Here is a 13,354-nt window from a genome sequence, read left to right as displayed (position 1 = left end):
CGGGATGTAGTTTCGTCTTCCGTCATTGCCCACAACCACAACAAAGGCAACAGGAGCATTTTCATGAGTTCATCGAACGCCGGGCAAAGCGCCGGGCAACTGGAAACCCGCGGCATCGAACCGGTGCCGGAAGCGGAGTGCAACGGTCACCCGCTGCAACTGTTCTGGGTCTGGTTCGCGGCTAACATTTCCATTCTCGGCCTGCCGCTGGGTGCCACGCTGGTGGCGTTTCGCGGGTTGGCGATCTGGCAGGCGATCATCGTTGCGATCCTCGGCGCCGCCGGTTCTTTCGCGGTGGTCGGGATCATCTCCATCGCCGGTCGTCGTGGTCGTGCACCGAGCCTGACGCTGTCGCGCGCCATCTTCGGGGTGCGCGGCAACATCGGCCCGACCCTGGTTTCGCTGATGTCGCGGCTGGGCTGGGAAACCGTCAACACCACCACCGCCGCCTTCGTGCTGCTGTCGCTGTGCTCAATCCTGTTCGGTTCGCCGGTGGAGGCCAAAAGCGCACCGGTGTTGACCCTGGTCTTCATCGCGATTTTCGTGCTGCTGACTTTGTCGGTTTCCGGCCTTGGTCACGCTACTTTGCTGGTGATCCAGAAGTGGGCGACTTATGTGTTCGGTGCGCTGAACATTCTGGTCGGCGGCTTCCTCTGCGCCACCATCGACTGGAGCGCGGTGTTCAACGCCACGCCTGCGCCTTTGAGCGCGATGATCATCGGCATCGGCACCATGGCCGCCGGCACCGGGATCGGCTGGGCCAATGCCGGTGCCGACATGTCGCGCTATCAGCATCGCAGCGTCAAAGCCGTGCGCCTGGTCGCGTCGGCGGCCTTTGGTGCGGGGATTCCGCTGGTGCTGCTGATTACCCTCGGCGGCCTGCTGTCGGTGGGCAACAACGACCTGGCCTCGGCCACCGATCCGATCATCGCGATCCGCGACATGCTGCCAACCTGGATGGCCGTGCCGTACCTGATCACCGCGTTCGGCGGGCTGCTGCTGTCGAACAACCTGTCGGTGTATTCCGCCGGATTGACCACGCTGACCCTCGGCCTCAAGGTCAAGCGCGTCTACGCCGTGGTGGTCGACATCGTCGCGATCTTCGCCGGTTCGATCTACTTCATGCTGATCGCCGACAGTTTCTACGGCCCGTTCATTACCTTCATTTCGCTGCTGGCGGTGCCTATCACGGCGTGGGTCGGGATCTTCGTCGTTGACCTGATACATCGTCATTACTACAGCCCCAAAGATTTGCTGGACGTCAGCCCGAGCAGTGCCTACTGGTACAACGGCGGTATCGAATGGCGCGCGTTTGGCGCGTGGGCGCTGGCGATCGTGCTGGGCTTCAGCTTCACCACCATTGGCACCACCGAACAAAACGTCTGGTTCCGCGGTTTTCTTTCGGATTCGTGGCTGGGCCATAACGGCCTGGGCTGGATCGTGACGTTCCTGGTGGCCGGCGGGATTTATTTTGTACTCGGTGGGGCCAGGGATCGTCGTGCCGCAATGACCGAGAACGCTCATGCCTAGATTGCTGCACACCGGCCAGGTCATCATCGACCTGGTCATGGCCGTGGACAAACTGCCGCAACCGGGCGGCGATGTGCTGGCGCAATCCGCCAGTTTCGAAGCCGGCGGAGGGTTTAACGTGATGGCCGCCGCCGCGCGTAACGGGCTGCCGGTGGTCTACCTCGGTCGTCATGGCACCGGTCGTTTCGGCGACCTGGCCCGTGAGGCGATGAAGGTTGAAGGCATTCGGATCGGCATCGCACACAAGGCCGAACGGGATACGGGGTTGTGCGTTGCGGTGACCGATGCCTCGGCTGAGCGCAGTTTCATTTCCTACATCGGCGCCGAGGGCGAATTGACCACCGAGGACCTGGCGAGCGTGCCGGCCGAGGCGGGTGACTACGTGTATGTCAGTGGCTACAGCCTGTTGCATGTCGGCAAGGCCCAGGCGCTGCTGGATTGGGTGCTGGGTTTGCCGAAAGTGATCAACGTGGTGTTCGATCCCGGCCCGTTGGTGGACTCGCCGGACGCGCCATTGATGCAGGCGTTGTTGCCGCGCATTGATCTGTGGACAAGCAACAGTGTCGAGGCACTGCGGTTTACCGGGGCGGCGGACATTGCCGAGGCGCTGGACAGGCTCACCGATCACCTGCCGGCCGAGGTGTTGATGGTGGTGCGCGATGGGCCGCAAGGGTGCTGGATCAGTCAGCGCGGCGAGCGAGAGCATCTGCCCGGTTTCAAGGTTGAAGCGGTAGACAGCAATGGTGCTGGCGATGCCCATGCCGGGGTGTTTCTGGCCGGGTTGGCGCGAGGGTTGTCGGCGAGTGAAGCGGCGCGGCGGGCGAATGCGGCAGCGGCGCTGGCAGTCACTCGGTGGGGGCCGGCGACTTCGCCTGGGACTGCTGAGGTGGATGCGTTAATCAGGAAGACTTTCGGCGCCTGACATAACGCTTTCGCGGGCAAGCCTCGCTCCTACAGGGATTTGGTCATACGCGGATTTTCGCTACCCTAACCTGTAGAAGCGAGGCTTGCCCGCGAAGGGGCCACTACATTCAATAAAAAAAATCAGGCTTCTACCCAGCCTTGCGCAACGCCTCAATCAACTCTTGTTTACGCATGCTCGAGCGCCCCGGAATCTTCTTCGAAGTCGCTTCCTTCCTCAAACTGTCAACCGTCTGCGTCTCTCGCGAAGCCTTGCTGTCACGCGAATGACCTTCGCGACTGGCCACCGCACGCCGTGACGATTCCTTGCGATCTTCTGATTTGGCACTCGCCGGTTTCTTGCGCCCGGAGCCCCCCTTGCGTTCGCCGCCACCGGACTGCTTGTTCACCGTTGCCCAGGCGCGCGCCTGCGCTTCATCCTTCGAGACACCTTTGTGCTCGTAGCCTTCTTCAATGTGCTCGGCCTTGCGCTTTTGCTCGGCGGTGTATTTGTCTTTGCTTCCACGAGGCATGGGATTTCTCCTGCTACTTGTAGAGTCGCTCAAACGGTCGCAGCCGCGCACGACTGCGACCTGATCCATCTTGTTAAACGTCCAGCTTGCGCGCCGCCTCAACCCCAGCCGCGCTGAGTTTGATCGGCAGTTGCAGCGAGTGTTCGCCGGCCTCGTTGCAGGTCACATGCCCGTGCTGAATCAGCCCGCGATCCTGCAGCGTGGCGAGGGTGCTGGCCACGATTTTCTCCCCCCGGTAATTGTCCAGAACCTCCTTGCCCAAGCCATTTGGATGGGCGTGCAGCAGACGGGTCAGGACTTCTTTCTCAAGGTTGTTATCGACGTTCATGGTTACCTCTTCATGGATGTGGATAGGTGAAACTCGCGTGGGCGAACTATTGGCTGGCGCCGCCTTCGGAACCCGAGCCACCGGTGGTGGTTTTCGAGCCCATGCCGGCGCCGGCGTTATCCGGTGTCTGGGTGTCCGGCATGTTCATGCCACCTTGGCGGCCCGTATCGTTGCCCTGAATCCGTGGGTCGGTGCCCGTTGACGGAGGCTGGCTGCTGTCGACGCCCGTGCCGTTGGTGTTCATGCCGGGCGAGCCTTGGGTGGTCGGATTTTTCTGACCTTCGACCGGGTTGGTCGGGCCGGTACCCGTGGCGGTGGTCGCCGCGAAAGCGGCAGAGGACAACAGCGTGGCGAGAGCGAGGGCGGTCAAGCGGGACATGATCATGGTGTCGTCTCCATTTAATTAGAGTCCTTACCTGATGTTGGTCCGCCCCCCGATTTGGATTGGTGCCTGATGAACGACGAACGGTTCAGGCCTGTTGCAACGATTTGCTGCTGTCGACCCGACGCCAGATCAAGCGGCCCAAGGTGATCAGCCAGTTCAACAGCCCTATGGCGAGAACTGTGAGTAGAAGTGTCGTCATTCCGTGTTCGACGATGATCTTCCCTGCGAGCAATGGAAAGCCGAATACACCGATGAAGTACGACAGGCTGAACAGCAACAACGATTGCGAAGTGGTGCCGTGGGGCGTTTCGTTCGCCGCCAGGCCATTGATCACCGAGTACGTCAGCCCGTAGCCGACCCCGAGCATCATCGCTGCCAGCACGTAGCTGAGCTCGCTATCGACCACGAAGCTGAACAGCACAATCGAACCCGCCATCACGCCTGACAGCAGGCACGAAGCGCGCAATGCATCGCGCTTGACCACGACCCCGGCGATCAACATCCGGCTGCTGATTGCCGCACCCATGAAGCCGAAAAAGAACAGCGAGTAATCCAGCGAGCGAGACGCTGCGTAACTGGTTTGAAAGCTCGACAGGCCGCCGAATACGCACCCGCCGAGGCCGACCATGATGATCGGAAACACTGCCCTGGACGACAGCACCTGAGTCGTCGCACGCCAGGAAATGCGGGCGACAGTGGCGGTAGGCGAGGGCGTTTTTTTCAGTTGCGAATGCAGCCGCCAGAACAGCAACACACCCATCAGGCTGGCCAACGCGGCAAGGTAAAAGGCGGCGGTGACGGGATAACCGAACGCACTGGCCGCGCGGCCCAACAGCGGCCCGCTGCCGATCCCGGTCATCATGCTGCCCGACAGCAGCGCAAAGTATTTCGCGCGTTGCGCGGGCGTCACCAGGCTCGCCACGATCATCGGCCCCAAGGTGTAAAACACCCCCCAGCCCAGCCCCAGCAGCAGTCCGAAAAACAGCAACAGATTGCCGAACCCCGGCGTCAGCGCGAAGCCCAGGCTGGCCGCCACCAACAACACGCCGAACAGCGCAATCGAACGCGCCGCGCCGAGCAGGTCAGACAGGTGCCCGGAGACAACTACCGCCGCAAATGTGCTGAGCATCGCCGCCGAAATCACACTGCCGGCATCATGTTCGTTGCCGCCCCGTGAACCGATCAACAGTGACAACAGGAAGGTCGAGCCGTAGGACAGCGACAGCAAATAACTGGCGAGGCAAAACAGGCCGAACACTCTGCTTGAGACGTGGGGCGTAGCGGTAGACATGACGCGGTTCCTTGACCCGATAAAAACGCTGACCCTCTATCTACCATGTACCTCGACATTGTTAGGTCTGGGGTTATCGATGCCAGGGTTAGCGCGGGCCGGAGTAATGCGCTCAGGTGATGCCGATTTCTTCCTTGAACAGCACCATAAAACCCTTCAGGCGCTCATGCCTGACGCGCGCCAGCCGCTGGCCGGTGATCGTCTGGAAACCGTCCGCCAGGTGCAGCAACTTGGTCTGAAAGTGATCGAGGCAAAAGCGTTTGTCATCGTAGTCCCGCGCTGTCGCTTCCGGGTCTTGCGGGTCGTAAAGGGCGCTGCCCATGCGTCCGGCGATATAGAACGTGCGCGCTACGCCGAGCATGCCGAGGGAGTCGAGGCGGTCGGCGTCCTGCAGGACTTTGGCTTCGAGCGAGGACGGGGTGATGTTGGCGGAAAAGCTGTGGGCTTCGATGGCGTGGGCGACTGCGCTGATTTTTGCACTTGGCCAAGCCATGTCGCTTAGCACGGCAGATGCTTTTTCAGCAGCCAGGCGTGAGGCCTGTGAGCGCAACGGCGAATTCTTTTCCACCGCCACGCAATCATGCAAAAGCACCGCCGCCAGCAGCACTCCGAGATCGCCGCCTTCTTCAGCATGAAGCGTTCGCACGTTGTGCCACACCCGTTGCAGATGGGCCCCATCGTGGGCGCCATCTTCCGAGGGTTCCAGTGCGTGGGGTAGCAGTTGCGCTGCGAGAAGTTGCAGCGGCGCGAAAGCATCAGTGGCCATGACTTTCCTTTGAAGTGAACGCGCTTTTGTGGCGAGGGCGCTTGCTCCCGCCGGGTTGCGAAGCAACCCCATCCCGGGAGCAAAGGTATTTCAGTTAAAACCGAGTTGCCAGCCTTTACGACTGCTTCGCACTCGGACGGGAGCAAGCTCCCTCGCCACAAACCACGCGCCGACTTAGTATGGCGTTTTCAACTTTCGACAAAGGCACGTCCATGACGATCGAGATCCGCCCGGCAACCCCCAGCGATGCACCGCAAATCCTCGGGTTCATCACTGAACTGGCCGACTACGAACGTGCCCGTCACGAAGTCATCGCCAGCGTTGCCGACATCGAACGCAGCCTGTTCAGCGAAGGCGCCACCGCCCATGGCCTGATCTGCCTGCGCGACGGCTTGCCGATCGGCTTCGCGGTGTTCTTCTTCAGCTATTCCACCTGGCTCGGCAGCAATTGCCTGTACCTCGAAGACCTCTACATCACCCCCCAGCAACGCGGTGGCGGCGCCGGTAAAACCTTGCTGCGCCACCTCGCCAAAATCGCCTGCGCCAATGACTGCGGGCGCTTCGAATGGAGCGTGCTGGACTGGAACAAACCGGCGATCGAATTTTATAAGTCGTTGGGCGCGCAGCCGCAGGAAGAGTGGGTCCGGTATCGGATGGATGGGAAGGTGTTGCGCGAGTTTGCTGAGGGGAGTTGATCCTACCCGTCTAGTCCGTCATCCTCTGCGCCTTTGCGCGCTCACGGATGACACCTGCAATGTCTATGACGTCTTCATCACTCGACACTCGTCATGTTCGCCATCGACTGTCCGGTTGGTTGAACGATGGTGGTGCATTTCCTTTGCGCCCTGATGGTTGCCACCATCGCTATAAAACTCAAAAGCAAGGAGCTTTAACTTGAGTGGAAAACCTGCTGCGCGCGTTACAGACCCTACTTCGTGCCCGTTACCCGGACATGGCACCAATCCGATTGTTTCTGGATCACCAGATGTTTTCTTCGATGGTCTGGCAGCTGCTCGCATGACGGACAAATCTGCCTGTGGCAGCCCGATTACCGGCGCTGTTTCGGGGACGGTATTCATCAATGGTCTCAACGCCGCAACCCTCGATAGCACGGGCGGGCACGGCAACGTAGTTATCGGCGGTTCCGGGACCGTTATCATCGGGCAAAGCGGAGGCGGAGCAGCTTTTAGTGGGTTGCTTCCGATGCCGGTGTATTTTACCGACAGATTACAAGTGGTGAATGACGCGACCGGTGGGCCGATTCCTTATCACCCCTATACCATTCAACGTGGTGACGGCAGCGAAGAGCATGGCGTGACGGATGCGTCCGGGTTTACTCACACAGTCAGTTCCCATTTGGCCGAGACCATTAAATTGTTTGTGGAGTGATTGGCATGGCGGGTGAAACTGCGGCGGTGAAACAAGCGTTACCTAAAAGAGAATAAAAATACATACATTGACCTGTAAGACTGATCAGGCTGTTAAGCAGGTGCCTGTCACCTTGCGAGACTTGGTTATATTTTTTATTGGTGGTGCGGGCGATCAGGAAAGTTACTACGGCACAGGGCCTAATAATATCGATTATGTGCGTCGAATTGCTGTTGACGACGCAAAACAACTAGAGATTTTGAAGCGCTGTCCTTCATGGGCGCTCAGTTATAATGCTTTTATTAGTGATGATGATCTTGAGCGCAATGTGTTGAGTAGAATACCTAATTGCTCCTCCGCGATTTACATCGTTGGTCACAGTCTCGGCGGCTGGAATGGTGCCCACCTTTCCAGTGTACTGACAGACAAAGGCTTCAAAGTAAAAATGCTGATTACACTGGACCCCGTGGGTGAAGGGAAAATTGTTTACGGCATCTCAAGTATCTATAGACGAGAGCCGATCCCCAAGGCTGACTATTGGGTGAATATTCGGGCAGCAGCGGTAGACTGGAATGCGTCGGATCTGGTCGCGGACTTTGGTGAACAGTGGGAAGTAACACAAGGACCCAATGTGATGGGGCGGGTGGATGTTAACCATGCTGATGCAGACAGAATGTTTGTGCAGACATTGCCAGGAGGCAAGTCTGCCCGCCAAATATTCAATGAATCGATTTTGAACTACTTCAGGGAGTGATTCTGGATGCATAAATTTTTTTTGTTTTTAGCAATCTTGATGAGTGCATCGTGTTCTCTCAATCACGGAAGACCTGTCGCAACACTTGAGTATTCCAGTGTAAACGAACTTCGTAATACTGGAATTTACCAGGTTTTTTTCAATTCCGATGTGGAGCTTATTGGATTGTTTAAGTCGCGAATAGGTGAGGGGTTAGTCTGTTCTTTAGAGGATGATCTTGATTTTAGCGAAGCGCACCATATAAAGCGTTCCGGGTTTGGTTTGGTGGAAAAAGTGAGTGAGTCTGCACCATTGCTCTATCGAGCGAATGTCATTTTTAGTGAGTCGGAAAGCGGAAAAGGAGGAGAGGATTATTTGGAAAGAGAGGCCCTTATTCCGCTATTGAAGAAGCGTGATTTAATTTCGTGTGTTTATCGAGTTCATACTACTACATACAATACGTACTTCTCCCAAGTCATGCACGTGCCGACCGCAGAGCTGTTGAAGGCTATTGCTCACCAGTAAAACGAATCCATGCGATTCGAGGATGTTTTGCCGGGGTAAACAGCCTCTCAATAACTCAGTCACTGGCTTCCCGATTACTCTTGATCAATCCGTCGAGGACTTGTCGAACAGTAATCTTGAAAGCCCCGGCCTTCCTCTCATCAAAGGCCGTTCGCCATGCCATATAACCCTGACTGAAATCCGTAATCTCTGCAGTTTCCCCCACCCGGTGGGTGATGCTGCGTTCCAAGGCTTTTGCCTGGAAGGGTAGGTGTGGCATTTCATTGAACTCGCTACCTGTCACCGGATTGATCATCTGAAAGCCATCGACCCTGATGTGAATAACCTTGCCCAATTTTGGATAATTTTCGATTTTCAGGATCGTCAGTGTCGATCCATCCTCGCCCGGCCGGTTTTTGTAGGCCCAGATATCGCCCACCTTCAATTCTTTCGATGCGCTGAATGCTGCGGTGGACCAGAGAGCACTGCAGAACAGCAGCGCCTTTAAAGCAATCTTCATTTTTCTTCCTTGAGGGCTGGGTGCCGTTCCGATGGCCGGGCATTTTAAGGCGTTGGCGAAGAAAATCCTGTCACACCTGTAAATCCCACAATATGGGAGTCATATTTATATATTGAGATTTCTCCGCGTCAGGGTTTATAGTCCAGCTCACTCACTGCCAATAAACAAAACAGGTGAAGCGATGCTGGCGCAATTGATCGCGCTCGATTGGGGGACGACCTCATTACGTGCTTACAAACTCGCCGCGGGTGGCCAGGTGCTGGAACAGCGTTCGCTGTCGTCCGGGATCATGCAGCTGCCCCGGACACCCCGAATCATCAACGGTCAGGAATGCGCCGACGGTTTTGAACTGGCCTTCGACGAGGCGTGCGGTGACTGGCTCGACGCGCAGCCGGATTTGCCGGTGATTGCCTGTGGCATGGTCGGCAGCGCCCAAGGCTGGCGCGAAGCGGCCTACTGCGATACACCGGCGAACGTCGCCAATCTCGGAAATTCCCTACAAACCCTTCGCAGTCTTCGCGGTGTTGATGTGCACATCGTGCCGGGCGTGATTCAGCGTTCGCGCTTGCCAAACGTGATGCGCGGCGAAGAAACCCAAGTGCTGGGTGTCCTGCAGAATCTGCCGGTCGAGCAGGGCGCTGACCTGTTGATCGGCCTGCCAGGCAGTCATTCGAAATGGGTGGAAGTGGCCGACGGCTGCATCGTGCATTTCGACACCTTCATGACCGGCGAGATCTTCGCCGTGCTCAGTGAACACAGCATTCTCGGGCGTACCCAGCAAAAGGGCGCGTCGTTTGATGACCAGGCGTTTGATCGCGGTGTGCAAGTGGCGCTGTCGGCGGAGGGCGAGATCGGTCCGTTGTCGACGCTGTTCAGCGCCCGCAGCCTCGGGCTGACCGGTGAGCTCTGCGCCACTGCCCAACCGGATTACTTGTCCGGCCTGCTGATCGGCCACGAACTGTCGGCGCTGGCCAACGTTCAGCGACGCCGACGCAACAGCGTTCACCTGCCTTCAATCATCCTCATTGGCAACTCCCAACTGTGTGCCCGCTACAGCCGGGCCCTCGACGCCTGTGGTTTTGCCCGCGTGACCCTGGCCGAACAAGCCACCGAACGCGGGTTGTGGCAATTGGCGGTCGCCGCCGGACTGATCGCCGCACACCCATCCCGTTCAACCTGACTGGAGGTCTGACATGCTCAAGCAAGCACTGGCGCAAAACGGTCTGATCGCGATCCTGCGTGGCCTGCGCCCGCAAGAAGCGGCCGCCATTGGCGAAGTCCTTTATGCCGCCGGATTTCGCGTCATCGAAGTGCCGCTCAATTCCCCTGAGCCCTACGACAGTATCCGCATCCTGCGCAGTACTTTGCCCGCCGATTGCCTGATCGGCGCGGGTACGGTGCTGACACCGGAACAGGTCGAGCAAGTGAAAGCGGCGGGCGGTCAGGTGATCGTCATGCCGCACAGTGATGCCAAAGTGTTGCGGGCAGCAAAAGCGGCAGGGTTGTACCTGTCGCCGGGCGTTGCTACGCCGACCGAAGCCTTCGCCGCATTGGCCGAAGGGGCGGACGTGCTGAAGATGTTCCCGGCCGAGCAGATGGGGCCGGCAGTCGTCAAAGCCTGGCTCGCGGTGCTGCCGGCCGGAACCATTCTGGCGCCGGTTGGCGGGATCACGCCGGACAACATGCAGGTGTTTATCGACGCCGGTGTGAAAGGTTTCGGATTGGGTTCCGGGTTGTTCAAACCGGGCATGACGCCTGAGGACGTGGCGGTAAACGCCAAGGCCTATGTCGCTGCATGGAACGCTCTGCGTTAAGACTTTCTGGCGCCGAGCGCGCTACATCTATAAGAGAGACAACAGATGAAAATCACCAAACTCACCACCTTCATCGTTCCGCCGCGCTGGTGCTTCCTCAAGGTCGAAACCGACGAAGGCGTGACCGGCTGGGGCGAGCCCGTGGTCGAAGGCCGCGCACATACCGTCGCCGCTGCCGTTGAAGAATTGTCCGACTACCTGATCGGCAAAGACCCACGCAACATCGAAGACATCTGGACCGTGCTCTACCGCGGCGGCTTCTACCGCGGCGGCGCGATTCACATGAGCGCCCTGGCCGGTATCGATCAGGCGTTGTGGGATATCAAGGGCAAGGCCTTGGGGGTGTCGGTCAGCGATTTGCTGGGCGGTCAGGTGCGGGACAAGATTCGCGTGTATTCGTGGATCGGTGGCGACCGTCCGGCGGACACCGCTCGCGCGGCGAAAGAAGCGGTCGAGCGTGGTTTCACGGCGGTGAAAATGAACGGCACCGAGGAGCTGCAATTCCTCGACTCCTTCGAGAAAGTCGACCTCGCCCTGGCCAACGTTGCCGCCGTGCGTGACGCGGTGGGCCCGAACGTCGGCATCGGTGTGGACTTCCATGGCCGGGTGCACAAGCCCATGGCCAAGGTGCTGATGAAGGAACTCGATCCGTACAAACTGATGTTCATCGAAGAGCCGGTGCTCAGCGAAAACTACGAAGCGCTGAAGGAACTGGCGCCGCTGACCAGCACCCCGATTGCCCTCGGCGAGCGCTTGTTTTCGCGCTGGGATTTCAAGCGTGTGCTCAGCGAAGGTTACGTCGACATCATCCAGCCGGATGCGTCCCACGCCGGTGGCATCACCGAAACCCGCAAGATCGCCAACATGGCCGAGGCCTACGACGTGGCGCTGGCGCTGCATTGCCCGTTGGGTCCGATTGCCCTGGCGGCGTGCCTGCAACTGGATGCGGTTTGCTACAACGCGTTCATCCAGGAGCAGAGCCTGGGCATCCATTACAACGAGAGCAATGACCTGCTCGATTACGTGAAAGATCCGCGAGTGTTCGATTACGACAAAGGCTTCGTGAAGATCCCGAACGGCCCGGGCCTGGGCATTGAGATCAACGAGGAATACGTGATCGAACGCGCCGCTGTCGGCCACCGCTGGCGCAACCCGATCTGGCGCCATGCCGATGGCAGTTTTGCTGAGTGGTGAGTTCCTCCTGACTCCACCATGGTGATCGTTCCCACGCTCTGCGTGGGAATGCCTCACCGGGCGCTCTGCGTCCGCTCTTGGGACGCGGAGCGTCCCTGGCTGTATTCCCACGCGGAGCGTGGGAACGATCACGACCTCAATAAACATAAGAAGAGGCATTCCCCATGCAACCGCAAACCCTTACCGGGCAGGCGTCGTTGGTGGCGCCCAGCCGCAAGCGTTTTTTCATCATGGTGCTGCTGTTCATCACCGTGGTCATCAACTACCTCGACCGCAGCAACCTGTCCATCGCCGCCCCCGCGCTGACCAGCGAACTGGGCATCGACCCGATCCACGTCGGGCTGATTTTCTCGGCCTTCGGCTGGACTTACGCCGCTATGCAAATCCCCGGCGGATGGCTGGTGGATCGGGTGCCGCCGCGCATCCTTTACAGCGTTGCGTTGCTGCTATGGTCAATCGCCACCGTCATGCTCGGCTTCGCCGCCAGCTTCATCGCACTGTTCGTGTTGCGCATGGCAGTCGGTGCCCTGGAAGCTCCGGCGTATCCGATCAACAGTCGGGTGGTGACCACCTGGTTCCCCGAACGCGAACGCGCCACGGCCATCGGTTTTTATACCTCCGGACAGTTTGTGGGATTGGCGTTCCTGACGCCGGTACTCGCCTGGCTGCAACATGAGTTTGGCTGGCACATGGTGTTTGTCAGCACCGGTGCGGTCGGTATTCTCTGGGCGGTGATCTGGTACGCGGTGTATCGCGAGCCACGGGACTTCAAAGGTGCCAATGACGCCGAAATCGAGCTGATCCGCGAAGGTGGCGGGCTGGTGGATATCCAGGCCGAGCAAGCCAAGGTCAAGGCGAAATTCAGCTGGACCGACCTCGGCATCGTTCTGACCAAACGCAAGTTGTGGGGCATCTACCTCGGTCAGTTCTGCCTCAACTCGACGCTGTGGTTCTTTCTGACGTGGTTCCCGACCTACCTGGTGAAATACCGTGGCATGGACTTCATCAAGTCCGGCCTGTTGGCGTCGCTGCCGTTTCTCGCCGCCTTTATCGGCGTGCTGTGTTCCGGGTTCTTCTCCGACTTCCTGATCCGTCGCGGCTACACCGTGGGCTTCGCGCGCAAGTTGCCGATCATTGGCGGCTTGCTGATTTCCACCTCGATCATCGGCGCCAACTTTGTTGAATCGACACCGCTGGTGATTGCCTTCCTCGCGTTAGCGTTCTTCGGAAACGGGCTGGCTTCGATCACCTGGTCGCTGGTATCAACGCTCGCTCCGGCGCGGTTGCTCGGATTGACCGGCGGGGTGTTCAACTTCATCGGCAACCTGTCGGCGATTACCACGCCGATTGTCATCGGTTTCCTGGCGACCGGTGATTCGTTCGCCCCGGCGATCACCTACATCTCGGTTCTTGCATTGATTGGCGCGCTTTCCTACATCCTGCTGGTCGGCAAGGTCGAGCGTATCAAGTTGTAGTGGCAGCCATCGG

The 13,354-nt window shown here is 58.8% G+C and carries 16 protein-coding genes; 10 read left to right on the top strand and 6 right to left on the bottom strand.

Features of this window, described 5'->3' with window-relative positions:
- The first annotated feature begins 63 nt into the window (after positions 1–63).
- Entirely contained in the window at positions 64–1,530 is a 1,467-nt protein-coding gene (locus tag AB4N91_RS18405) for a purine-cytosine permease family protein (RefSeq protein ID WP_077747988.1), read from the top strand.
- Entirely contained in the window at positions 1,523–2,452 is a 930-nt protein-coding gene (locus tag AB4N91_RS18400; protein WP_083374746.1) for a PfkB family carbohydrate kinase, read from the top strand. The genes AB4N91_RS18405 and AB4N91_RS18400 overlap by 8 nt, the downstream gene beginning before the upstream one ends.
- Before the next feature lie 130 nt (positions 2,453–2,582).
- On the opposite strand, the gene AB4N91_RS18395 is transcribed toward AB4N91_RS18400, so the two are convergent.
- The 5 genes from AB4N91_RS18395 to AB4N91_RS18375 all read right to left on the bottom strand — a co-directional run bounded on the left by AB4N91_RS18395 (position 2,583) and on the right by AB4N91_RS18375 (position 5,733).
- Complete coding sequence (locus tag AB4N91_RS18395; protein WP_010461813.1) at positions 2,583–2,963, bottom strand: Rho termination factor N-terminal domain-containing protein; 381 nt, start codon at positions 2,961–2,963, stop codon at positions 2,583–2,585.
- A gap of 73 nt (positions 2,964–3,036) precedes the next feature.
- Positions 3,037–3,291 (bottom strand): hypothetical protein, encoded by a 255-nt coding sequence (locus AB4N91_RS18390; RefSeq protein ID WP_010461811.1) that lies wholly within the window; start codon positions 3,289–3,291, stop codon positions 3,037–3,039.
- Between the two features lie 46 nt (positions 3,292–3,337).
- The gene (locus AB4N91_RS18385) at positions 3,338–3,676 is read right to left on the bottom strand and encodes a hypothetical protein (RefSeq protein WP_010461809.1); all 339 of its coding nucleotides are present in this window, start codon (positions 3,674–3,676) and stop codon (positions 3,338–3,340) included.
- Between the two features lie 85 nt (positions 3,677–3,761).
- Positions 3,762–4,967: an MFS transporter gene (locus tag AB4N91_RS18380; RefSeq protein WP_145308727.1), complete on the bottom strand. Its 1,206-nt coding sequence runs from the start codon at positions 4,965–4,967 to the stop codon at positions 3,762–3,764.
- A 112-nt stretch (positions 4,968–5,079) separates the two neighbouring features.
- Positions 5,080–5,733 carry an HD domain-containing protein gene (locus tag AB4N91_RS18375; RefSeq protein ID WP_200667951.1) on the bottom strand — a complete coding sequence of 218 codons (654 nt, stop codon included), beginning with the start codon at positions 5,731–5,733 and terminating at the stop codon, positions 5,080–5,082.
- A 212-nt stretch (positions 5,734–5,945) separates the two neighbouring features.
- On the opposite strand from AB4N91_RS18375, the gene AB4N91_RS18370 reads away from it, so the two are divergent.
- From AB4N91_RS18370 to AB4N91_RS18355, 4 genes are all read left to right on the top strand, one after another.
- Positions 5,946–6,428 carry a GNAT family N-acetyltransferase gene (locus tag AB4N91_RS18370; RefSeq protein ID WP_010461803.1) on the top strand — a complete coding sequence of 161 codons (483 nt, stop codon included), beginning with the start codon at positions 5,946–5,948 and terminating at the stop codon, positions 6,426–6,428.
- A 199-nt stretch (positions 6,429–6,627) separates the two neighbouring features.
- On the top strand, positions 6,628–7,122 hold the full coding sequence (locus tag AB4N91_RS18365; RefSeq protein WP_460111490.1) for a PAAR domain-containing protein: 495 nt from the start codon (positions 6,628–6,630) through the stop codon (positions 7,120–7,122).
- Positions 7,123–7,234: 112 nt separating this feature from the next.
- On the top strand, positions 7,235–7,855 hold the full coding sequence (locus AB4N91_RS18360) for an alpha/beta hydrolase (RefSeq protein WP_460111487.1): 621 nt from the start codon (positions 7,235–7,237) through the stop codon (positions 7,853–7,855).
- Between the two features lie 6 nt (positions 7,856–7,861).
- Positions 7,862–8,359: a hypothetical protein gene (locus AB4N91_RS18355; RefSeq protein WP_460111485.1), complete on the top strand. Its 498-nt coding sequence runs from the start codon at positions 7,862–7,864 to the stop codon at positions 8,357–8,359.
- A 55-nt stretch (positions 8,360–8,414) separates the two neighbouring features.
- Here the strand turns inward: AB4N91_RS18355 and AB4N91_RS18350 are convergent, their stop codons facing one another.
- A complete protein-coding gene (locus AB4N91_RS18350; RefSeq protein ID WP_010461794.1) occupies positions 8,415–8,858 on the bottom strand; it encodes a hypothetical protein in 444 nt (147 codons plus the stop codon).
- A 181-nt stretch (positions 8,859–9,039) separates the two neighbouring features.
- Between AB4N91_RS18350 and AB4N91_RS18345 the strand changes: the two genes are divergently transcribed.
- The 4 genes from AB4N91_RS18345 (at position 9,040) to AB4N91_RS18330 (ending at position 13,341) form a co-directional block, all read left to right on the top strand.
- Positions 9,040–10,038: a 2-dehydro-3-deoxygalactonokinase gene (locus AB4N91_RS18345; RefSeq protein ID WP_460111482.1), complete on the top strand. Its 999-nt coding sequence runs from the start codon at positions 9,040–9,042 to the stop codon at positions 10,036–10,038.
- 13 nt (positions 10,039–10,051) lie between these two features.
- Positions 10,052–10,672 carry a 2-dehydro-3-deoxy-6-phosphogalactonate aldolase gene (locus AB4N91_RS18340; protein WP_077747979.1) on the top strand — a complete coding sequence of 207 codons (621 nt, stop codon included), beginning with the start codon at positions 10,052–10,054 and terminating at the stop codon, positions 10,670–10,672.
- Positions 10,673–10,717: 45 nt separating this feature from the next.
- On the top strand, positions 10,718–11,866 hold the full coding sequence (gene dgoD, locus AB4N91_RS18335; RefSeq protein ID WP_008152275.1) for a galactonate dehydratase: 1,149 nt from the start codon (positions 10,718–10,720) through the stop codon (positions 11,864–11,866).
- Between the two features lie 164 nt (positions 11,867–12,030).
- The gene (locus AB4N91_RS18330; RefSeq protein WP_010461785.1) at positions 12,031–13,341 is read left to right on the top strand and encodes an MFS transporter; all 1,311 of its coding nucleotides are present in this window, start codon (positions 12,031–12,033) and stop codon (positions 13,339–13,341) included.
- Positions 13,342–13,354 lie beyond the last annotated feature (13 nt).

Source organism: Pseudomonas sp. H3_D04, assembly GCF_054669175.1.
Note: the sequence above shows the minus strand (reverse complement) of the source record. Positions and strands in the feature narration are given on the sequence as shown.